This window comes from Nocardia amamiensis, assembly GCF_015477605.1.
In the GTDB taxonomy this organism is placed as follows: Bacteria; Actinomycetota; Actinomycetes; order Mycobacteriales; family Mycobacteriaceae; genus Nocardia; species Nocardia amamiensis_A.
The window spans coordinates 1-20,762 of the sequence record NZ_JADLQX010000035.1 but is presented as its reverse complement, the minus strand read 5'-3'; the positions used below and the strand labels follow the sequence as shown (position 1 = coordinate 20,762).

19 protein-coding genes are annotated in these 20,762 nt (G+C 67.7%); 4 read left to right on the top strand and 15 right to left on the bottom strand.

All coding sequences use genetic code 11. The features are described 5' to 3' along the window. Positions 1-124 precede the first annotated feature (124 nt). The 9 genes from IU459_RS31200 to IU459_RS31160 form a co-directional block, all read right to left on the bottom strand. Complete coding sequence (locus tag IU459_RS31200; protein WP_195133187.1) at positions 125-1,021, bottom strand: LLM class flavin-dependent oxidoreductase; 897 nt, start codon at positions 1,019-1,021, stop codon at positions 125-127. Next, on the bottom strand, positions 1,018-2,001 hold the full coding sequence (locus IU459_RS31195) for a zinc-binding dehydrogenase (RefSeq protein WP_195133186.1): 984 nt from the start codon (positions 1,999-2,001) through the stop codon (positions 1,018-1,020). Before IU459_RS31195 ends, IU459_RS31200 begins: the two co-directional genes overlap by 4 nt. Position 2,002: 1 nt before the next feature. Continuing rightward, positions 2,003-2,773, bottom strand: a complete 771-nt coding sequence (locus tag IU459_RS31190) for a hypothetical protein (protein WP_195133185.1) — start codon at positions 2,771-2,773, stop codon at positions 2,003-2,005. Positions 2,774-2,798: 25 nt separating this feature from the next. Beyond that, complete coding sequence (locus IU459_RS31185) at positions 2,799-3,944, bottom strand: FAD-dependent oxidoreductase (RefSeq protein ID WP_195133184.1); 1,146 nt, start codon at positions 3,942-3,944, stop codon at positions 2,799-2,801. Positions 3,945-4,152: 208 nt separating this feature from the next. Continuing rightward, a complete protein-coding gene (locus IU459_RS31180) occupies positions 4,153-5,091 on the bottom strand; it encodes an alpha/beta fold hydrolase (protein ID WP_195133183.1) in 939 nt (312 codons plus the stop codon). Positions 5,092-5,202: 111 nt separating this feature from the next. Then, positions 5,203-5,874 (bottom strand): carboxymuconolactone decarboxylase family protein, encoded by a 672-nt coding sequence (locus IU459_RS31175; RefSeq protein WP_195133182.1) that lies wholly within the window; start codon positions 5,872-5,874, stop codon positions 5,203-5,205. Between the two features lie 12 nt (positions 5,875-5,886). Next, entirely contained in the window at positions 5,887-6,027 is a 141-nt protein-coding gene (locus IU459_RS31170) for a hypothetical protein (RefSeq protein WP_195133181.1), read from the bottom strand. 417 nt (positions 6,028-6,444) lie between these two features. After that, on the bottom strand, positions 6,445-6,804 hold the full coding sequence (locus IU459_RS31165; RefSeq protein ID WP_195133180.1) for a hypothetical protein: 360 nt from the start codon (positions 6,802-6,804) through the stop codon (positions 6,445-6,447). Further along, a complete protein-coding gene (locus tag IU459_RS31160; protein ID WP_195133179.1) occupies positions 6,801-8,015 on the bottom strand; it encodes a hypothetical protein in 1,215 nt (404 codons plus the stop codon). The genes IU459_RS31165 and IU459_RS31160 overlap by 4 nt, the downstream gene beginning before the upstream one ends. A gap of 157 nt (positions 8,016-8,172) precedes the next feature. On the opposite strand from IU459_RS31160, the gene IU459_RS31155 reads away from it, so the two are divergent. Continuing rightward, positions 8,173-8,739, top strand: coding sequence for an HXXEE domain-containing protein (locus IU459_RS31155; protein WP_195133178.1), 567 nt, complete (start codon positions 8,173-8,175; stop codon positions 8,737-8,739). A 149-nt stretch (positions 8,740-8,888) separates the two neighbouring features. Here IU459_RS31155 and IU459_RS31150 read toward each other — a convergent pair whose 3' ends face one another. From IU459_RS31150 to IU459_RS31140, 3 genes are all read right to left on the bottom strand, one after another. Further along, positions 8,889-11,582 (bottom strand): AAA family ATPase, encoded by a 2,694-nt coding sequence (locus tag IU459_RS31150; RefSeq protein WP_195133177.1) that lies wholly within the window; start codon positions 11,580-11,582, stop codon positions 8,889-8,891. A 220-nt stretch (positions 11,583-11,802) separates the two neighbouring features. Then, positions 11,803-12,354, bottom strand: coding sequence for a MarR family winged helix-turn-helix transcriptional regulator (locus tag IU459_RS31145; protein ID WP_195133176.1), 552 nt, complete (start codon positions 12,352-12,354; stop codon positions 11,803-11,805). A gap of 761 nt (positions 12,355-13,115) precedes the next feature. Further along, positions 13,116-13,772 carry a YcnI family copper-binding membrane protein gene (locus IU459_RS31140; protein ID WP_195133175.1) on the bottom strand — a complete coding sequence of 219 codons (657 nt, stop codon included), beginning with the start codon at positions 13,770-13,772 and terminating at the stop codon, positions 13,116-13,118. A gap of 823 nt (positions 13,773-14,595) precedes the next feature. On the opposite strand from IU459_RS31140, the gene IU459_RS31135 reads away from it, so the two are divergent. The 3 genes from IU459_RS31135 (at position 14,596) to IU459_RS31125 (ending at position 17,437) form a co-directional block, all read left to right on the top strand. Continuing rightward, positions 14,596-16,137: a multicopper oxidase family protein gene (locus tag IU459_RS31135; RefSeq protein ID WP_195133174.1), complete on the top strand. Its 1,542-nt coding sequence runs from the start codon at positions 14,596-14,598 to the stop codon at positions 16,135-16,137. A 300-nt stretch (positions 16,138-16,437) separates the two neighbouring features. After that, complete coding sequence (locus IU459_RS31130) at positions 16,438-17,058, top strand: class I SAM-dependent methyltransferase (protein WP_195133173.1); 621 nt, start codon at positions 16,438-16,440, stop codon at positions 17,056-17,058. A gap of 7 nt (positions 17,059-17,065) precedes the next feature. Next, positions 17,066-17,437: a DUF2218 domain-containing protein gene (locus IU459_RS31125; RefSeq protein ID WP_195133172.1), complete on the top strand. Its 372-nt coding sequence runs from the start codon at positions 17,066-17,068 to the stop codon at positions 17,435-17,437. Positions 17,438-17,627: 190 nt separating this feature from the next. Here IU459_RS31125 and IU459_RS31120 read toward each other — a convergent pair whose 3' ends face one another. From IU459_RS31120 to IU459_RS31110, 3 genes are all read right to left on the bottom strand, one after another. After that, positions 17,628-18,980: an MFS transporter gene (locus IU459_RS31120; RefSeq protein ID WP_324199096.1), complete on the bottom strand. Its 1,353-nt coding sequence runs from the start codon at positions 18,978-18,980 to the stop codon at positions 17,628-17,630. Next, a complete protein-coding gene (locus tag IU459_RS31115) occupies positions 18,977-20,104 on the bottom strand; it encodes a PLP-dependent cysteine synthase family protein (RefSeq protein ID WP_195133171.1) in 1,128 nt (375 codons plus the stop codon). The genes IU459_RS31120 and IU459_RS31115 overlap by 4 nt, the downstream gene beginning before the upstream one ends. Positions 20,105-20,202: 98 nt before the next feature. Then, positions 20,203-20,580, bottom strand: coding sequence for a hypothetical protein (locus IU459_RS31110; RefSeq protein ID WP_195133170.1), 378 nt, complete (start codon positions 20,578-20,580; stop codon positions 20,203-20,205). Between the last annotated feature and the right edge of the window lie 182 nt (positions 20,581-20,762).

Here is a 20,762-nt window from a genome sequence, read left to right as displayed (position 1 = left end):
ACGGACCCCGCCCTCGCACGACGATATCGCCGCATACTTGCCGTGAGTGCGTCGCGCAAGATCAGCTGGCGGACCTGGTGGCGACCCGGCAGAGCATCGACTCCGCTTACCTCGAATCCGCCGTTCAGGTGAGTGCGGCTTGGGCACGGGCCAGTAGTTCGCACTGGTTGCGCCAGTCACCGCCCGCGATGCCGAAGACCAAATGGTGGGCACCGGTACCCTGGTAGGCCGCGATGCGTTCGGCCGCCTCGGCGAGAGAGCCGGTGATCGGGATCGACAGGGTTTCCTCGAGTGATCGCCCGTAGGCCCCGGTGATTCCGGCGGCGATCTCGACGCGGGTGGGCAGGTCCGTACCGGCGCCGAGGACTCCGGTGGCGCCGACGGTGACCGTGGGGGCCGGTCGCTGGTGCCGGGCGGCGAGTTCGGTGATTTCGGCGAGTCCGGTTGCCACCTGCGCGGGCTGTATCAATGACGGAAACCAGCCGTCGCCCAGTAGCGCGGCACGGCGGCGGGCGGGTGCGGAGTGGTTGCCGACCCAGATCGGCGGGACCGGCACGGACGGTGCCAGTTCGAGCTCGGCGCGCCCGCGCGCATCCGGGAGCGTGACCCGTGCGCCGGAGAGCAGTGCGGGTAGCAGGCGCAACGCGGTGTCGGTGCGCGGGCCGCGCTCTTCGTAAGGAATTTCTGCCGCCGCCCACTGTGCCGGTCCGCCGCCGGATCCGACGCCGAGCAGCAGCCGGCCCGCGCTGAGGCACTGGAGGCCGGCGATCTGCTCGGCCGCCCAGGCCAGGGGCCGCAGCGCCGGAACGAAAACACTTGTGCCGATGTGGATCCGCTCGGTCACGGCGGCAGCGGCGGCCAGCGCGACGGCGACGTCCAGGGTGGGCGCGCCGGTGGCGAGGTGATCGCCGTGCCACACCCCGGACAGCCCGAGCTGTTCGGCGTGGCGGGCCGCGGTGGCGATATCCAGTTTCTGAGCGGCCTGGGTCTCGATCGAGGGCAGGATGACACCGATCTTCACGGGACGAGCACCACCTTGCCGGTGGCGGTGCGCTGTTCCAGCGCCGTATGCGCCGCCGCCGCGTCCCACAAGGAAAACGTCTGTACCGCCGGGAGAAGCCGCCCGGCGGCGAGCTCGGCCAGCGCCCGCTCCTCGAGACCGCGCAGTCCGTCGGGAATCCCGGTGATACTCGCGCCCAGGGCCACGACGGCGGTCAGCTGTCGTTCGAACAGTTCTGCCGAGGTGAACCGCAATGGCTCCCCCGCCGACCACCCGAACGATACGACCCGGCCACCAGCGCCGAGCAGGTCGAACGCCGCCCGGCCCACCGCGCCGCCCACACCATCGAAAACCACAGACACCGCACGATCGCCCAGCGCGGCGCGCACGGCATGCGGCCAGTCCGCGGCGATGTAGTCTACCGCGGCCACCGCGCCGGACCGCCGGATGCGCTCGACCTTGCGCTCTCCGCCGGCCGCCCCGGCAACCGTTGCCCCGGCCCGTATCGCTGCCTGCACCAGCAGGTTCCCGATCCCGCCTGCGGCCGCGTTCACCAGCACCACATCCGCGGGGACGAGCCGGGCGTGATGCAATATCCCCATTGCCATCCGGCCGGTGCCGACCATGGCGACAGCGGCCTCGTACCCGGCGCCCTCGGGTATCTCGTGCAGCGCAGCGGTATCGGCCACGGCCAGTTCGGCGTAGCCACCTCCGGCACCGGCGCCGAGGTGGACCACCACACGCCGGCCCAGCCAGCGCTCATCGACCTCGTCGCCCAGTCCGGTGACGACACCTGCTACTTCCCGCCCGGGCGTCATCGGCAGCCGTGGCGGCGAAACAGAGCCCCGGGTGTCTCCGGAGCGCAGCACCGTATCGACCAGGTGCACCCCGGCCGCACGCACCTCGATCAGCGCTTGCCGCGGGCCCGGTGCCGGGTCCGGCACCAGTTCGTACGCCAGTTGTTCCGGCGCGCCGAACTCGGACTGCCGGATCGCGTACACCTCAGCTCCTCGTGTTCCCGGTGGTAGCTGTCGAACTGATCAGCCGGTAGATGATCGGCTGGGCGGCGATCTCGTTGGCGGCGAAGTTGGCCAGCACGAAGGTGCGGAAGCTCGGCCGCAACAGCAAGCTCGGCAGGAATGCGCGCACCGTGGGCCAGGATGCGTGGTTGACGAGGGTGTAGTCGCCGGGCTCGCCGTGCAGCGGGCGCATCGGCACCGAGTCGGGCAGTGCGGTTTTGCGCTGGAACCAGCCCGCGGTGTAGCGCCAGACGTCGAAGACGGTGTTCTGGTCCGCGCAGTGAAAGTAGTTGAAAAGGAACCAATTACCCGGATCGTGGTCGACATCGGCGATCCGGGCCGGGCTGCTCGCCGCGATCCGGTGCACATGCCGGGCGTTACCGGTCAGCAGCGCCATCAGTTCCGGCCAGGCCGGGTCGGCTTGCACCGCGTCCAGATCGGCGACTGTGCGGGTGCGCACGAGGACGACGATGTCGTAGCGGGCCGGGCGAACTCCGGCCCGGCGCAGCAGTGCGCCGCCCTCGCCGGGAGGCCGTAATGCCGCCCGGAAAGCTGTCGCCTCGAGGACATCGGCTCGGTTGCCCAGCCGCGCGCACAGGAGGCCGAGAGGAGACGAGACGTGGCGTCGTGATCGTGCTGGAAGCGGGAACGGTCCGGCCCAGCCGCCCGTCTCGGCGGCCAGCAGGAGGAATCCGTTGTCGGTTGGGGTGGTCAGGCGCGCTTTGACGGCGAGGTGCTCATTGACAATTTTCACGGCGGGTTCCGTTCGTGGGAGCCGGTCAGCGGCGGTCGAGTCCGGACAGGCGCCACGCCAGCCGATTCCGCACGGGCGCGGCCTTACCCGCCAGCGCCATGACGGTATTGCGCATCGGCCGCACCCGCGCCGACGCGGTCGCCAGGTCGGTGAGCCGGCTCGCGATGGACACCACCGCTCCGGCCGTGCGGTGGCGGCTCTCGGCGTATTCGTCGAGCAGGGCCTCCGGCTCACCGGCCAGCACGCGGGACAGGGTCGTCGCGGCAGTCACAGCATCCTCGATACCGAGGTTCATCCCTTGCCCACCGGCCGGCGAGTGCACATGACCGGCATCCCCGGCGAGCAGGACCCGGCCGTGCCGGAAGGTGTCGGCGATGCGGTGATGGACGCGGAAACGCGAGCCCCACACCACTTCCTCGACCACGACCGGATGCGCCTGCGGACCGCGCTCGTCGAGCAGCCCCTGCACGAACGCGGTATCCGGGTCGTGCGGCGCCTCGTCCACGGTGGCCACGATCCGGAACATACCGTCGGGCAGCGGCGCTACCACCACGAGCCCGGCCGGTGAGAAGTACAGGATCACCTCGTCGGTGGGCACTCCACCGGAGAGGCGGACATCGGCGAGAGTGAACGATTCGGCATAGGCGCCGCCGGTGAAACCGATACCCGACTGTTCCCGTACCAGGCTGTGCATACCGTCCGCCGCCAGTAGATACCGAGCACGCAGCGGCTCACCCTCGGACAGGGTCGCGGTGACCGAATCCGGGTCATGCACTATCCCGGTGACCGTGGTCGGGCGGGTGACCTTCCCGCCCAGCGCGGTGAGCCGGTCCAGCAGGAATTTCTCGGTATCGGCCTGGGAGATCATCAACGTGTACGGGTAAGCGGTCGGCAGGTCGCTGAACGGCACCGCCATCAGCAACCGGTCCCGGTCACGGATCGCGAAAGTCGGGGTGTGCACACCACGGTCCACCAGTGCCGGGACCACACCGTAGGGCTCCAGTATTTCCAAGGTGTGCGGATGCACCACCGCCGCGCGGGAGGTGTTGGCACCCTCGGCCTGCCGGTCGACGATCACGACGTCGTGGCCGAGTTGTTTCAGCACGACCGCGGCGGTGAGGCCGACCGGTCCGGCTCCGACGATCAGCACGTCCGCGATGTGGCGGTTCATGGCTACTCCTTCAGGTCAACGGTTGTTGTCATCAAAGGTAGGAGGCAAGTTCGCGTTTGTCAACATTTGTTGGCCTACGCTCGTTGACCTCAGGGTTCGCCGAGCACCGGCGGGCGACCGCGACACACGCGCAAGCGAACGTGGTGGCGCTCCGCGGTCGACACGATTCGCTCCCCCAAGCGGCCCGCTCGCCGGTGATCGTCGCGGTTCAGCGCAGGAATGCGGAGATCAGCGGGTTGGTCCACGCAGGGCAGTCCTCGTGGACGGTGTGCCCGCAGTCCGGGAGGACCGTTGCGGTGGCATTCGGGATGCGTTCGGCCAGACGACCGGCCTGGGAGGCGGGCAGCCAACTGTCGGCGCCGCCCCACAGCACGAGCGTGGGTGCGGTAACCCGCCCCAGACCGGCGTCGGTGAGCCGGTAGTCCAGATTGCGCCACAGCGACAGGAATCCGTCACGGTTCGCCGGGCGAGAGAACGGCGCATAGAGCTCATCGATCACCTCGTCGGTGACCAGCTGATCGTTCTGGAAGGTACCGCGGATACTGTCGGCGTAGAACGACCGGGTGGTGAGATTCGTAGCCAGTTCTCCCACCAGCGGTGTGGTGAACAACGGTGTGACGGGTGCCTTTTCGGCGTCGAGTCCAGGCGAGTCGAGCAGGACGAGGCGTTCGACGCGCTCGGGGTGCTGCTCGGCGAAGTACAGGCTCCAGGCACCACCCCACGAGTGGCCCACCAGGGCGGTGCGCCGCAGGCCGACCGCATCGAGGAAACTCGCCAGCGCCTGCGACATCGCGGGCAGGTCGTAGGCGAAGTCACCGCGATGCAGATCGGTGAATCCCTGACTGGGCAGGTCGACGGCGTAGACGGTGTGCTCGGCCGCCAGTGCCGGGATCACGTCTCGCCAGGAGTACCCCCACAGCCCACCACCCGCGACGAGTACGACGGGAGACCCGGTGCCGGTTCGGGTGTAGTGAAAACGAGCGAGCTCGGTATCGGCGTAAAGGGACTCCACCCGCGACAGGTACTGCGATCGATAGTCCGAGGTCGGCGGCTGTCCGTACGCCACGGGAACGACGAGAGCGGTGAGCACGCCGACCAGCACCGCGGCGATCGCGGCCACTCTTTTGAATGCCGGTTTCGATGTCATGATTCAGCTTTCCGATCAGTGGGACCTGGCATCCCTTGGACGAGCTGCCGTGGGCCGGTGTGACGGGTCATGACGCAGATCACAACGCGGCCCGCTCAGGTGCGGTCTCGCCTACCGGTCGCCGGCCGGTTCGGTCGCGGGCAGCAGAGCCCTCGCGGCGGCCCACGCCCGGGCGAGCCCGAATTCGGCCACGCCACGGATCAGATCGCGGAAGGTGCCCTCGGTGGCCCCGTCCGCCCGCGCCAGCTCCGCATGCAGGTGCAGCGACTCGCCGAGTGTCTGGTAGAAGATGTCCACGACCAGGCAGGCGAGCGCCCGTTCCCGGACACTCAGATGCGGACGGGCCCAGCGCTGGGCGAACTGGTCCTCCGTGAAAGCGGCCAGTCCGGAATCCACGTTGTGCAGAGCGCCGACCGCGCGGGCGAGGGCGCCGTCGGGTGGCACCGGCGCGACCGGGTCGGTGTCCGTGGCTTCGGGGAGCCCGAGTTCGGACAGACGCTGGAAGCCGGGAACCACGATGGGATAGCCCACGTACGGGGCCAGATGCCGGAAGAGCTCCCGGATGGCCTCGGGTTCGACCCCATGGGCCGACGCCATCTGGACATGCATGGCCAGGGGAAGATCCAGATGAGGGTGGCACAGGTCGGCGGTGAGACAGGTGAAGACCTTCTCCCGCGGAGTCAGGTGCGTCAGGCCCCAGAGGTTGTGGCCCACTCCGACGGCGAGCTGGGCGAAAACAGGATCGAGGGCGGTCAGAGCCTCGGCTCCGGCGAGCTGGGTCATGGTGTGGTCCGTTCAGGAAAGGCCGAGCGCACGCAGGCGCACGGCGTCGAGGGTGTACTGGGGAAGGACACGGCCCAGGGTGCTCATCAGCAGCAGCGCGGCGGCCCGCCCGATTCCGGTCGACGCACCTGTCACCAGAACAGTTTTCGACATCCCTTATCTCCCTCGGTCCGGTGTCGGCAGTCGTCGACACAAGTCCACCGTGAGTCCGGCACATGGTTGCCGGCGTTCGCCTGTACCACCTGAGCGGCGGCATACGCATCGAATCGATGACGGGCAGCCGATGCCCCCGAGCGGGTTCGGATCCGCTGTGTACGGCTGGAAACAGTAGGGAGATCGCGCGGCCGGCCGCTTCCGTCATATGACTCAATGACGTAGGTGCCGCATCAGTCACCCGGCATAGGCATGGGCATAGGCATGGGCACATCGAGCCGAGCGGGCTGCGATTCTCCGCCCGCACCGGGCCGGCATTCCGGTCAGCTGGACCTTCCGGCCGGGTGCCGGGATTCGGAGCGGGTGGTTCCGAGGCCGCCGGCGTTGCCGCACAACCCGAGGCAGCTCTGGGCCACCTCACCGTCGCACCGGCACGCCGACGGTGATGATCTCCGTGCCCCGGTCACCGGACAGGTTGATCGACAGTTCCCATTCGCCGTCCATCGTCAACACGTTCTCCACGGCGACGAAACGACCGGCCTCGACCTGCACGGTCGCGACGGACGGCATCGCGTGACCCATTCCCGGCATCGCCGCGGCGAGGGTGACCGCCTGCGCCTCACCCGAATCGACTCGCACCTCGATGGGATCGACCACCAGGATCGAGACGACGTACCGGCTGCCCGCGGCCTGCACGGTGGAACCGGCGCCGGACCCGCACGATACGGCTGCGAACAGCGCTCCTACCAGGATCAGGCATGTACCCACGGATTTCATCGGCCCACCTCCACGGTGAAGGGCTCGGTCATCAGGCGGTCCCCGACGATGTACTGGACCCATGCCAGGTAGTGGCCGGGCTCGGGCAGGGCGAAGGTGAATCGCAGGAGGGCGGCACCGGCTGCCGTCGCGTGCACATGCGCCAGATGCGCGCCGTCGCTGCTCCTGACCACCAGATGGCCGGGCATGCCCAGCCAGGGCCGGTGCGGGCCTTCGGTCCCGATCTCGATCGTCACCGGACTCCCGGCGCGCGGCTCGCCTGGAAATAGCCGGGGCACAATGATATTCCGGTCCGATGGGGAATGATCCGCAGTATCCTGCCGGACCGTACCCGAGACGTCGAAGGTGCCGGAGAGCAGCTGCCCGCCCGACTGCTGCCGCTCGATCTCCAGATAGGCCAGATAGCGCCCCGGTCGCGGCAGGGTCAGCCCGACGGTCAGCACACCCGGTGCGATCCGCAAAGGATGCAGGTGCCGGAACACCGCGCCGTCCGCACTGGTTACCACCACATGCGCCATCGCCTCGTGGTCGACGGCGAGATCGTCCACCGGCCGGCCGGTCGCGCCGTCGGACAACCGCATGGTCAAGGTGAACTCGGCACCGGTCACGGCCGGTGTCGTCGAGAACCGGGCTTGTGCATAGGGCCGGCCGCGCTCGGGTTCTCCGGAGGAACCGGCCGGCGACAGGTACGGCGCGAGCAGCGTGACCGTCACGGCGACCGCGGCTGCCGCAACCGAGCCGCCGGCGAGGATGCGGGATCCCCGGCCGGCCAGCACCGAACCCACCAGCAGCAGCCCCGCGACGAGGAAAGCACCGTCGGTCACCATCGTCGCGCCGCTGCTCTCGGGTACGACGAGCCGGAACGGGACCAGCGACACCTCGTCACCCGACCTGATCCGCAGTTCGTGCGGGCCTTCGTGCTGTATCCGCAGCACCGCGGGCGCTCGGCCGGTGTCCACCACGCCGGTCGAGCTGCTGCCATCGGTCATCGACCGTAGTTCCAGCTCCAAGCGCATCGGGCGCATCGCGTGCGCGCTGACCGGAAGCGGCGCCGGCACCTGGGAAACCCCGGCGACGACCAGTGTGACCTCACCGGCCGAGAAGGTCTGCGTCACTCGCAGATCGGCCCCGGGCTCGATGTCGTGCGCCTGCGCCGGGGCTACCGGCAACAGCACCAGCAGGAATACCGCGGCGGCTTCGATCAACCTCACTGTGGCGACGTTAGAGCCGGCGACTCGGCCGCCGCCTCCGTCGGATGACTGAAATACCCCTTCTTCCGATTCAGTCATCCGGCGGAGGCGGGCAACCGCACGCGCTGTTTATGGTCCGCTCATGATCAAAAGACCCGAACCCTATTCAGCGGCCGTCATGGCGATCCTGGCGATCTGCTTCTGCGCCTGGGCACTGCTCACCCTCCCCATCCAGGGTGCCGCCATCCTCACCACGGCCAGCGTGCTGGCCTACGGCGGCTGGATCACCTTCAGCTATACACGACCGGTGAAATCGCGGAAGGTGATCGCCGTCTATCTGTGCGCGGTCGGATTCCAGCTCATCCATATGGCCGAGGAATACACCGGCGGCTTCCCACATGAGATCGTCGAGCTGTTCGACTCACCCCGCGACTGGCCCGAGCGAGAATTCCTGCTGGTGTTCGTCTTCGGCTTCGGCGCACTGTATTTTTTCGCCGGCGCCGGCGCGCTCTACCGGATCCGCGTATCCAATTTCTTCCTGTGGTGGTACGCCCTGGGCGCCGGCCTGCTCAACGGGATCTCCCATTTCGTCTTCCCGATCATCAAGGGCGGCTACTTCCCCGGCCTCTACACCGCCGGCGGTCATTTCATCATGAGCGCACTGCTGATCTACTTTCTCGTCACGGAAAGCCGTCAGCTCGCGGCGGCGGACCGACTCGACCGACGCCCGCTGCCGGTCGTGTAGTACCGCGCCCGTTCTGTGCCGCGCCGAGGAACGAGGTGACCGCTGGGGTCGCTGGCGCCGGGCAGTCCTCAGCAACAGTGTGCGCGGCCTCGGGCGCCGGGATCACCCACGGCACCACCTCGGCGGGCTGGAATATCCCGCCGGTCAGCTCATTCCAAGAGTTTGCTCAACTCGGCACGGGAGGAGATGCCCAGCTTGGGGAAGGCTCTGTACAGATGGGAAGCAACGGTGCGCGGGCTCAAGAACAGCTGGGCGCCGATCTCACGGTTGGAGGCTCCGTCTCCGGCTAGTCGCACCACTTGCAGTTCCTGCGGTGTGAGGGCCGCCAGCGGGTCGCCGGGGCCGGGCGGGTGGACGGCCACACCGGTGGCGCGTAACTCGGTGGCGGTCCGGGCGGCCCATGGCGCGGCGCCGAGCCGGTCGAACGTTTCCAGGGCCACCTGCAGGTGGATACGCGCTTCGGCGCGACGCCGGTGGCGGCGCAGCCACTCCCCGTAGACCAGCCGGGTGCGTGCTTCGTCGAACGGCTGCGGCCCCTCGGCATGCAATGCCAGGGCCCGCTCGTACAGTCCCTCGGCCGCATCGCCGGAGGCGAGCAGCGCGCGGAGCCGATGGAGCACGGCGAGCTGCCCGGGTCGGCCGGTGGCCTCGGCCCACTCCGAGTAACTGTTGAGCCGGTCCCGGGCGTGCTGTGGATTTCCGACCCGCACGGCAGCCTCGATATAGTCCGGCCACAGGTACCGCCACAGGAAGGCGTGCCGGGTGGGGCCGGTCAGCGCCAGATCCATCCGTTCGAGCACCGCGGCATAGCGCCCCAGCCCGAAATCGACCATCACCCGCGCGGTTTCGGCCCAGCAGGCGCCCGGCATCCACCAGTGGGGATCGGCATGGCGGATCGCCTGCTCGGCCATCGCCTCGCATTCCGCTTCCGCACCACCCACCGCGGACAGCCAGGCGTGCACACCCGCCAGGTAGCCCTGCCACATGGGCTGGCCGACATCGGAGGCCAAGGCAAGGCCCGCAGTCACTGTCGCGCGTGCGGACCGGTGCTGGCCGGCGAGGAGTTGAGCAATGGCCAGCAGCAGCATGGCCTGCGGCATTCGCCCCAGCCGCCCTTCCGCCCGGCACTCTTCGACGAGCTCGGTCGCGCCGTCGCGCATGCCCCCGATATCGGCGCGGGCCAGGCCCTGGAAGTTGATGAGGAACCGCAGGTCGGGCGGCAGGTGTCCGACGCTGCCCGGCGCCGGGTAGACGACCGTGGTCACCTCGTCACCCTCCAGGATCAGGCGGAACGCGCGAACGATGGCGCGTACCAAGGCCGGAAGCCCTTCGCCGTCCGGGCACAGTTCCTCGACCCTGCGGGCCAATTCCGGCTGGTCCGGGTGTGTGGCACTGGCCCAGGTGTAGTAGCCCGCCATGCTGAGCAGCGACAATTTGATCGGCAGACTGTCGGCCGCCTCCACTGCCTCGAGCAAGAGCCGCACACCCCGCAACGGCCGCCCCGACTCGACCGCCAACTTCGCGCGCACATAGGCGAGTTCGGCCGGTACCGGCCCGGTCAGTGGCGTTGTCCGGGCACGGTCCAGTGCGCGGTCCACCAGGTCGCCCGCTCGCTGCCGCAGGCCTGCCTCGATCGCGGCTTCGGCCGCGGCGGTCCACCGGCGCACGGCCTCTCCGGGAGCGGCGGACAGCTCGGCCGCGCGCGCCAGCGCCGCCGACACCGCGGCCTGCCCGCCGCGCTGTCGCGCCCGCAATGCCAGTTCCTCCAGCTGCGCGGCGACGTCCTCGTCGGGCTGCAAGGTAAGTGCGGCCAGATGCCAGGCGCGCCGGTCGATATCGGATGCCTCGGCCAGCGCCCGGTGCGCGGATTTCCGCGCGACCACATCACAGGCCGTGATCACCGCGGCACGCACCAAGGGGTGGTGGAATTCGACGCCCTCCGGATGCACCCGGATCAGCCCCGCGCGCTCGGCTTCGGCTAAGTCGGCCAGTGCGGCGCCGAGCCTGCCGACCGCGTGTTCCAGCACAGGCAACTCGTCGTAGTTGGCGAGCGCCGCGACCAACAGACAGAGGCGGGTGGCCGGAGAGAGACCCGAGATCCGGTTACGGAAGCCGATCAATACCCGATCGGTCACCGGCCCCGCCGATGGGACCAGCATCGGTCCCAGGGCGCCGCGGCGCTGCCCAGGCGTGAGCATCCGGGGAATCTCGATCAGCGCGAGCGGATTGCCCTCGGCCTCGGCGAGTAACCGATCGCGTACCGCAGGCGGCAGATCGTCGGCGTGCTCGGCAAGCAGGCGCCGGGCCGCACCGTCGTCGAGCCGGCCCACTCGTAGCTCGGGCAACCCTGGTGCGCGCAACCCGTCTTGCCGCGTGGCGAACAGCACCACGACAGGCTCGGCATGCAGGCGCCGGGCGGCGAACAGCAGGGCATCCGCCGACTCGCCGTCCAGCCACTGCGCATCGTCGATCACACAGACCACCGGGCCGGCCGCCGACAGCTCCACCAGCAGGCCCAGAGTCGCGAGTCCGACGAGGAACCGGTCGCCCCGGGTGGAGCCGGTGAGGCCGAGCGCACCGCGCAACGCCTCGCCCTGCTGCCGCGGCAACGTGTCGATCTGATCCAGGACCGGCCGAAGCAGCAGATGCAGAGCTGCGAACGGCAGATCGGACTCGGACTCCACCCCGGTCACCCGCAGCACCCGCGCCTGCACTTGCCGGGCCGCGGCGTCCAGCAGCGCCGACTTCCCGATACCGGCCTCGCCCCGCACGATCAGCGCGCCACACCGGCTCTCCAGCAACTCCCCCAGGACGGTCAGCTCCGCGCGGCGTCCATACAGCATGACACTCCAAGATGAAACGTGAGTCCGTAAATCGTGCACCGCGAGGTCACCACGGCCCAGTGCCGGCGGCCGTCCCGGAGCGACCGCCGACCGGCCCGGTGCCAGTGGGAAGGCACCGGTTTGTTCCGCCACTTGCCCTCGGCGACATGGTGGAAGTCGGACCGAGCAGTTTCCCGCGCCTGTCCGACCGGTGACACCCGCGTGATCTGCACGCGCTCATTCACCGGCTCCCAGCGGATGCCTCGGTGACACGCTGTGCGGCCGGATCCGAGGCCCCCGCGTACCCCCGGTGCAGGCGGCGTTCATTCCCGCCGTTCCCGGCTTTCGCATCGACCCGGCGCTCGGGAGCGGAAACGACCTGGTCCAGGGCATCGAGCAGTTCGGCGAACCGGACGCGGCCGTCTTCACCGAGCGCGTCCAGGACGAGATCGTTGATCACCTCGAAAACCTGTTGGGCACGAGCCGCGGTCTCGGCTCCGTGGGGTGTCAGGAAAAGGGCCGCGGCCCGCGGATCGTTTTCGCTGATACGCCGCTCGACGAGGCCCGCGTCTACCAGACGACCGACCGCGGCAACGAGGGCGGATTCGCCGAGGCGCAGCCGCCGGGCGACATAGCGTTGCGAGCAACCCGGATCGTCAGCAATGACAGCCAGGATCCCGGATTGGGCGGTGGTGACGTCCGCGGCTTCGGCCAGCATCCGATCGGACCACTTACGGAAGGAATGTGCGACCTGTTGAATACGGCCGATCAGCCGGTACGGGTCCCTTGCCATTCCTGCCACCCTACTCGATATTTTTGTAGTGAAGTATATCCGAGTAGGGGTTCCATGGGCGTACCAAATGTCTAGGCACAGCAGGTGATCCCCGCCTACTCGGAGTCGATCTGCACGATCCGGTCCGCGCTGTGCGGACAGTACGGGAGCCGGCCGGTGATGTCTTCAGTGGCCGGCTTCCTACACGGCACCACCCCGCGTCTTCGAACTCCTGGACACCCGGAACCGACGGAGACCTCCAGTGAGCGGGTCGGGCCCCCGGGCTGCGGCGCCGCGCAACCATGAAGGGCCCCTCGCACATGCCCCGTGAGCACCGTATGGACCGGCTCGACCCACAACTGCACCAACACGTGCGGGACAGCTTCGCGCGACAAGGGTTCATGGCCCACCTCGGTCGTTCGTGACGCACTTTCGTGCCGCGTGTTGGAGTGCACTCGCACACCCGGAGGCCGACCAGCCGAAACACGATCCTGCCTGCATTGATTCGGGGCACATCTGTGCCAGATCACGTCACATCTGACCGCTCGGAAAAGTTTGCTGGCAGCAGCGATCGCGCGATCGAGGCCGGGTTCCTGTCAGCGGCGTCCGCCTAATACAACCTGACCGGTTCTATACCGGGCGGTCTTGGCCTCGGGGACGGGTCACGATCTCGCGCGCGGGGGCAGTTGCGACGGGCGTGAGATTGCGTGTGCCGGGTCTCGGAGAACCCGGCACACGCAACTTACTCGGATCGACTATCGCGGTTTGATCGAGCCGCTGGCCTAGACTCGGCGCCCGCGGGCGAGAGCCGCCACACCTGCGCCAGCGCCCACAAGCCCGAGCAGCAGCCCCGTCACGCCCAGCCAACGAGCGACCGAATCGCCGCTTTCCTCGTGCCCTGGTTCGCCGAGAGCCGCTGGCTCGGAGTCATGTGAATGTTCGTCGTCGCCCGCAGCAAGCGACAAAACGGGCAGCGGATATTCGGGTTCAGGCGCGCCGTCGGGAACGGGTTGATCCCAGGTCTCGACCTTTCCGTCGCTGTAGGTCTGTATTGCACGGAAAGGCACCTTGTCTTGTTTCGGAAGCGGGCCCCCGTAGAGGAAGAACCTTTGAAACTGGCCAGGTCCCACGCCAGAGCCCGGCTCAGCAGTCCAGGTCACTGCTATAGCCTTCTTCGCCGGATCCCTCTCGATGACCGCGGTCCACCCCGGCATCGGTTCGGTCCGCGCGGTCTTGAGACCCGGCAGCTCGACCCTCAAAGTTATCGTGCTCGCTTGCTCGGATTCATTGGATATGCGGAACGAGATCGTTGATGTGGAGCCCTGCTTCGCAGTAGGCGCCTCCACATCGAGGTGCGCGGACGCCGCGCCGCTGGCCAGAACGGTCGCGGCAGTAGCGATGCCCGTCGCGAGAAGGAGTCGCCGGAGAACTGTATTCATGTGATGGTGTCCTTCTTTCGGAGGATTGAAAGCGTCGCGTGCACCACTGGGGGCCCTCGACGGACCACTCCGAAGCGACGGATCAATTCCGGGCCATAGCGCCATCTCACCGTTGTCTCGCCGACGACGTCGATGCGCCCAGACCTCGGCGCCCGTCCGCAGTGTCCTGCATGGGGCGCGGCGTTCGGCACCGGATCGGATAGGTGGCGGCCGACCCGGAGGCCGTTGTGTACCAGACAGCCGACGACGATCAGCGGCTCGGAGCCGAGCCGGGCGGCGCGTGTGCCGCCGACCGCGAATTTGCCTTGCGCGGAGAAGTTCCGCAAACCCAGCACCAGCCCAATCGACCACGCCGCCGAGCCGCGGGGGCTTGCACGGTATGGCATCAGCATGGATTGACCCACGGTACCGAGGTATTTCCTACCGCAGCGTGTGGCTGCCGAGCAGCATGCAGCGCGGCCGCGAAGGCCGCGGATATCTCTGTGTGGGTGTGCCGCACAACCCTATTCATGCTTGTCGCTTCCTGTATCGAGACCGCCGCACAGGCGGCGAAGATGTGAGCGGGCAGCTAACACCAGCCGACACACCTCGTTCGGGCGCTCGGCTGAACGGCCCCTGCCGGTTGTACGGCCCGCCCAGCCCACATTGGGACCCCCTGTATCAGTCATTCGCAGCCTCGACCGCACAGCCACCCGAGGGCGTCTCGACGCTCCTGACCGATGTTGGCGCCCGACGCGCTCTTTCCGTTCCGATAACCTCACCTAATACCCTAGTAGGGTATGTTGAACGGTAACAGGATGTTGGCGCAGCATAGGAGAAATTGATGTCGTCGAGGCGGCTCGCGCACTCCAGGGCAATGTCTCGGCGGAGTTTCCTCGCTGTCACTGGTGGTGCGGTATCCGCGCTCGCCGCGTGCTCGAGTGGATCCCATGCGCCGGCTGCGATCGTCGGGCCGGATTCGGATCCGGTTCGCGCCGCCGAGAATCGCCGCCGAGCTGCGAGTGCGCCGGTTCGTGACGTGGTGTTGAGCGCAGAACCGACGACGGTCGACTTGGGCGGCTTGCAGGTGCAGACCTGGACCTACGGTGGCAAGCTGCCAGGGCAGGAAATCCGGATCGCTCGTGGTGAGGTTCTGCGAGCGGACTTCACCAATGCCCTGCCTCAGCCGTCGAGCATCCATTGGCATGGCGTGGCGCTGCGTGACGATATGGATGGGGTCCCCGAACTCACTCAGTCGGCAGTCGCCTCAGGCGGTGGCTTCCGCTACGAATTCACAGTTCCCGACGCGGGTACCTACTGGTTTCATCCGCACGTGGGCGTACAGCTGGATCGCGGGTTATACGCGCCACTGATCGTCGAAGATCCCGCCGACGGCAACAACTACGACGTGGAGGCTGTTGTCGTACTGGATGACTGGCTCGACGGCGTCGACGGCCGCGACCCGGACACAGAGCTCGCCCAGTTGCGGGCCACCGGCATGGCCGGAATGAACATGGGCCCGATGACCGGGGGCGCAACGGGTGGGCATGGCGGCCACGGCTCGGGACCAGATCCGACAGCGCCACTGGGTACCGACGCGGGCGATGTCACCTATCCGTACTTCCTGATCAACGGGCGTCTCAACACCGATCCGATGACCTTCGCCGCACGCCCCGGCCAGCGGATGCGTCTGCGCATCATCAACGCTGCCGCGGACACCGCTTTCCGAGTCGCCGTCGGCAGGCACCAGCTGAACGTGACTCACAGCGACGGGTTCCCCGTGCACCCTGTCACGACAGACTGCCTGCTGATCAGCATGGGAGAGCGCTATGACGCCATCGTGGAACTGGGCGACGGCGTCTTCCCGTTGATCGCGGCCGCCGAAGGCAAACAGGGACGTGGCCTGGCATTGATCCGCACCGGCGGCGGCAATCCCCCGCCAGCTGACGTCCGGGCTCGCGAGTTGGACGAAACACCGCTGACCGCCGCTCGGCTGCGCGCCGATGAATCCGTCTTGCTCACGCCGAAGGCGCCGGACGCGGTCCTCGATGTATCCCTGGGCGCCGACGACAAACGTTATCAATGGACCATCAATGGGAAAACCTTCGACGAGCACGCCATGCTCGACGTCCGCGAAGGCCAGCGCGTCCGGCTGCGGTTCGTCAACACGACGATGATGTTCCATCCGATGCACTTGCACGGTCACACCTTCCAACTGGTCGACGGCAACAGCACCGGCGCCCGCAAGGACACCACCATCGTGCTGCCCAACCAGACCGTCGAGGTCGACTTCGACGCAGTGAACCCTGGGCAGTGGATGCTGCACTGCCACAACGCGTATCACGGCGAAGCCGGAATGATGAGCGTCTTGTCCTATGTCCGCTGATGCCGCTGTCTCCGCCGCTACCCGCGTGTTACTGCTCAGGTCATGAGACACAGAACCCGACGCTGCCCATCGGCAATCAACGGAGACGCCGTCGATGCGATTGCTCGCATCCGCCGAGACGGCTATCGGTATCGGCAACTCCGTTTCTTTCTACTTGCCCTCGTCGAGCCACTGCCATCAGTCGTCACGGCGAATAGTGCGCTGCGCAGTACGCACCAACATGTGCTCATGATGTATTGACAGTACACATAGTGTATCGAAAAATAGAGGGCGACCCAACGTGAGGGGAGGTAGAAGGCAATGTTCGATTTGAGCCACGACCCCTACTCCGGACATCCGCAATTCGCTGGCCCTGAGGACTTGTACACCACTCCCCCGCCATGGGATATCGGCCGCCCGCAGCCGGCGTTCGTTGCACTTGCCGAATCTGGCGAGCTCAACGGCCGCGTACTCGATATCGGTTGCGGCACAGGCGAACATGCCATCATGGCGGCCCGTCTCGGGCACGAATCGAGCGGCATCGATCTGTCGCGGCAAGCAATACAACTCGCCGAGAAGAAGGCCCACGACCGTCGCGTGAGTGTGCGATTCATGCGGCACGACGCATTTCGGGTAGCCGAACTCGGCGAGGTATTCGATACGGTCCTGGATTGCGGCCTGTTCCATCTGTTCGACTCAACCGCCCGAGCGAGATTTGCCGCAGTCCTCGCTTCCGCCATCCGCCCTGGCGGCCGCTACTTCATGCTCGGTTTCAGTGATCGGCAGCCAGGAGACTGGGGCCCGCATCGGCTCACCCGTGCCGACATCACAGCCGCCTTCTCCGGAGATTGGCGGATCGACTCGATCGTGGAGGCCACTATTGCCATCGTCCCCGACCCCTACCGTGTCCGGGCATGGCCCGCTTCGATCACCAGGATCTGAGGACACCATGCCGAGCTTGGAAGCGCGCATCATCACCGAGCAGTCCCGCCGGTACCTGCATCAGTTCTGCAAGCACGCGGAAGCAATGGGGTCACCGCGCGGCGATCGCATGCGCAGGCACGGTGGCAGCCCTGCCGCCCATGGCGAACTCCGGCTGAACGTGCAGTGGTCCGATACAGACGGCACCGCAGTTTTCGAGCCATGGGGCAGTTGCCTTCTGCACGCTGCCGCCGACGCACTGCTGGTCCGCATCGAGGCTACGGACGAACAAGCTTTACTCAGAATCCGGGAAATCATCGACCGCGACTTCGACCGGCTCGGCCGACACGAGCTCATGGTCGAATGGCGGGTGTTAGACGACACGGCAGAAGATGCCTGACCGGACTCCCTGCCGCGTTGCTGCGGGGTGGTGAGTGTGTGAACGCTGACATGAAGACCTCCAGATCAGCGGCGGTTGACCCGGGCCGACCACCAGGCCCTACAGCGGGCTTCCGTGGATCCGTCACCGGTCGAGCATGCACTGGCACTATGCGAGCGCTGCGAGCTCCACAACGACCGCAGCTACCACGTCATGTCGTGATCCGGTCGTCGCGGTGGCCTGTCGGAGGGCTGACCGGCGGCACTGTCCGGCCAAGAGCACGGTCGTGCCGCTCACTGCTCGTTGCGGTATCCGGATCGACGCCTCCGGACGCCCTGACCACCGCACGCTCCGACCGGTCGAGTCCGTGCAACGCCAGCGCGGCGAGCGCGCCGATGGCTATGAGCCCGACCCAGACCGCCCAGTCGGCTCCAGCGTCGTGGGCGGCGCCGACCACCGCGCCGGTGGCGAGGTTGCCGATCAGGATTCCGACGCCGACAACGGTGTTGTAGAACCCGTAATGGGTGGCCACCAGCCTGCCGTTGGCCAGGGACACCACGGTGTCCATCTCGAACGGAAAGACCGCTGCCGTCCCGACCGCCAGCAGCGCGGCTGCCACCAGGAGCGCGGCGATCGCGGCTTCTGCCCCGAACCGCTGGGGTCCGGGCACGAGAGCCAGCGGCAGGAACGACGCCGCCAGCAGACTCATGCCGACGACCAGGCTGCGGCCGGTGCTCCAGCGGGAGCGCAACCACGCGGTGATGCGTAACTGCCCGGCCACCGCGACGACACCGGAGATCACGAACACCGCCGAGGTCACCGCCTGGGATCGCGTGCCTGCCACGTAGTCCGCCTGCAGCGGCAGCGCGAGATAGACCTGGAACGACAGCACATACGAGCCGATCATCGCCACCGCGAAAGCCACGAACCGCCGGTTGGAGATTACGGTGCGCCAATCCTCGACCACGGTGGTCTTCGCTGCCGGGGCCTCGGCGCGCCGAGTGGGGAGCGCGAACAGTTGCGCGACCGTCAGCACCGCGAACACCGCGGCTGCCGCGCCCGCGGTCACCCGGAAATCCAACGCCATCAGCGCGAGGCCGACCAGTGGCCCGGCCAGGATGCCCGCCTGGTAGAAGATGTTGAACACCGCGAACGCTTCCAACCGGCGTTCTCCGGTGTCGGCGGCGAGATAGGCGCGCACCGCGGGGTTGAACAGCGCTCCAGCGAAACCCGTTGCGGCCGAGGCGATCAGCAACAACGGCAGGGAAGTCGCGAACACCAGGAGCGCGAAACCACCGGTGCGCAGCAGGCATCCGGCGACGATCAGTGGTTTGTAGCCGAGCCGGTCGGCGAGTGTGCCACCGAGGAGGAACATGCCTTGCTGGGAGAAATTCCGCACACCCAGCACGAGCCCGACCGCCCAGGCCGCCAAGCCGAGTGGTCCGGCCAGGTACCCGGCCAGGTACGGCATCAGCATGTAGAAACCGAGGTTGATGCCGAACTGGTTCACCATCAGCAGCCGCGCGGCGAGATCGAAGCTGCGGAACTTCGCGACTACCGTCACGACGACCGCTTCCTGTCGCGGGTGAGCTGTTGGGGATCGATGACGGTGGCGCAGCGGGTCCAGCTCCGCACCACCTTCTCGGCCGGGTGCGTGATGGTGACCGGTTCGATCGGTGGGTCGGCGTCGAGCAAACCGTGCTCCTCGCAATAGGCGTCGTTGTAGATGGTGTCGAAGTAGCGGAGCGGCCCGTCGGGGAACACGGCCGCGATCCGCGACTCGGGGTCGGACATCCGGGCGGCCCACCCCGCTACCAGCGCGACCGCACCCACGCTCCAGCCGCCGCTGGCGTGATGGGTCGCCGCCAGCGTGCGGCACGCCCACACCGCCTCCGATGGCGCGACCCAATGGATTTCGTCGAAGGCCTCGTAATCGACGTTGCGCGGATAGATGCTCGAACCGAGGCCCCGCATCAGTCGCGGACCAGCGGGCTGACCGAAGATCGTGGACGCCACGGTGTCCACCCCGATCAGCTTCAGGTCCGGGTTGAACCGCCGCAGTACCCGCGCCACGCCAGCCGAATGCCCGCCGGTGCCGACCGCGCACACCAGCACATCGACCCCACCGAGCTGCTCGATCAACTCGATCGCCAGCGCTTCGTAGCCGGTGACGTTATCCGGATTGTGGTACTGGTCCGGGCACCACGCATCGGGCTCGCGCTCGAGCAGTTCCGCGACTCGATCGCGGCGCGCCTGCTGCCAGCCGCCGGTGGCGTGCGGTTCGGTCACTATGTCGACGCGCGTTCCATAAGCCGCGAGCATTCGCGCGACGATCGGCTCCAGCCCAGGGTCGGTGACCACAGTGACCGGATGGTGGTAGGTCATTCCCGCCAGCGCCAAACCCATACCGAGGGTGCCGCTGGTGGACTCGACGATCCGCGCTCCGGGCGCCAGATCGCCGCGATCTCTCGCTCGCCGCACCATGTGCAAGGCGGGACGATCCTTCATGCCTCCCGGATTGAACCCCTCGAGTTTGGCCCAGAACCCGCGGCCCGCGGGTGCCAGCGGCGCGCCGACCCACAACACCGGAGTGTTGCCGACCAGCGCGTGCGGCTGCCGGGTCGCGTCCGGCGCGCCCCCCAGCGCCGCAGGAACCTCGGCACGCCTGCCGAGCACAACGTTGTCCATGAGTGTCGCTTTCTGTATCGAGACCGGCCACAAGGGCGGAGCGTGCACGGGCAGCACACCGGCCGACGGGGACGACACGTCGGCCTGGCGCTGACCGATCAGCGTCGGGCGATACAGATGCGCGTCAGCAGAACTCTGCCGCTGACGATGGGCACGGCCGCGACGGGCGGACCGCGCACTCCACCGGGACCAACCCGGTACACAGCCGCGACAACCATGACCGCGACCAGAACGAACAGGAGCAATTGCAGCGGCACGAAACTTCCGCCACCTGCGGGTAGTGCAGGTGCGACCGCGCAGTGGACGGCGTGCGGCGAACCGTGGCGTCCTCCGATATCGGCGAGGGTATGGGAGGTGCCGTCCAAAGCCGCGGCCACCAGGGCGGTGATCGGCGTTGCGGCGTCATGGGTGTGGTGATGGGCTCCATGGTGATGCTCATCGGCGTCGAGCAGCGTGCAGTGCAGCAGCGGCGCCATCAGCAGCGCCGCCGCAAGCAGCGCCAGCGCTAATACTGCAACGACACTCAGGTGTGTGGGTGTCCGCGCCGTCGGTAGTGGGATAGGCGTGCTTGGTGTTGGCGGCGGCGTCGCCATCGTGACCAGGTCCAGATGTGGTCGGCGGAGTGCTGGCGGATGAGGACGAAGGCGATTACCAGGCG

What these genes read in the sequence shown, in the direction of transcription:
- IU459_RS31125 (WP_195133172.1), top strand. Translation starts at nt 17,066, where the DNA reads ATGCCGAGCTTGGAAGCGCGCATCATCACCGAGCAGTCCCGCCGGTAC.
- IU459_RS31145 (WP_195133176.1), bottom strand. Translation starts at nt 12,354, where the DNA reads ATGGCAAGGGACCCGTACCGGCTGATCGGCCGTATTCAACAGGTCGCA.
- IU459_RS31110 (WP_195133170.1), bottom strand. Translation starts at nt 20,580, where the DNA reads ATGGCGCCGCTGCTGCACTGCACGCTGCTCGACGCCGATGAGCATCAC.
- IU459_RS31170 (WP_195133181.1), bottom strand. Translation starts at nt 6,027, where the DNA reads ATGTCGAAAACTGTTCTGGTGACAGGTGCGTCGACCGGAATCGGGCGG.
- IU459_RS31155 (WP_195133178.1), top strand. Translation starts at nt 8,173, where the DNA reads ATGGCGATCCTGGCGATCTGCTTCTGCGCCTGGGCACTGCTCACCCTC.
- IU459_RS31175 (WP_195133182.1), bottom strand. Translation starts at nt 5,874, where the DNA reads ATGACCCAGCTCGCCGGAGCCGAGGCTCTGACCGCCCTCGATCCTGTT.
- IU459_RS31140 (WP_195133175.1), bottom strand. Translation starts at nt 13,772, where the DNA reads ATGAATACAGTTCTCCGGCGACTCCTTCTCGCGACGGGCATCGCTACT.
- IU459_RS31185 (WP_195133184.1), bottom strand. Translation starts at nt 3,944, where the DNA reads ATGAACCGCCACATCGCGGACGTGCTGATCGTCGGAGCCGGACCGGTC.
- IU459_RS31165 (WP_195133180.1), bottom strand. Translation starts at nt 6,804, where the DNA reads ATGAAATCCGTGGGTACATGCCTGATCCTGGTAGGAGCGCTGTTCGCA.
- IU459_RS31130 (WP_195133173.1), top strand. Translation starts at nt 16,438, where the DNA reads ATGTTCGATTTGAGCCACGACCCCTACTCCGGACATCCGCAATTCGCT.
- IU459_RS31180 (WP_195133183.1), bottom strand. Translation starts at nt 5,091, where the DNA reads ATGACATCGAAACCGGCATTCAAAAGAGTGGCCGCGATCGCCGCGGTG.
- IU459_RS31115 (WP_195133171.1), bottom strand. Translation starts at nt 20,104, where the DNA reads ATGGACAACGTTGTGCTCGGCAGGCGTGCCGAGGTTCCTGCGGCGCTG.
- IU459_RS31150 (WP_195133177.1), bottom strand. Translation starts at nt 11,582, where the DNA reads ATGCTGTATGGACGCCGCGCGGAGCTGACCGTCCTGGGGGAGTTGCTG.
- IU459_RS31135 (WP_195133174.1), top strand. Translation starts at nt 14,596, where the DNA reads ATGTCGTCGAGGCGGCTCGCGCACTCCAGGGCAATGTCTCGGCGGAGT.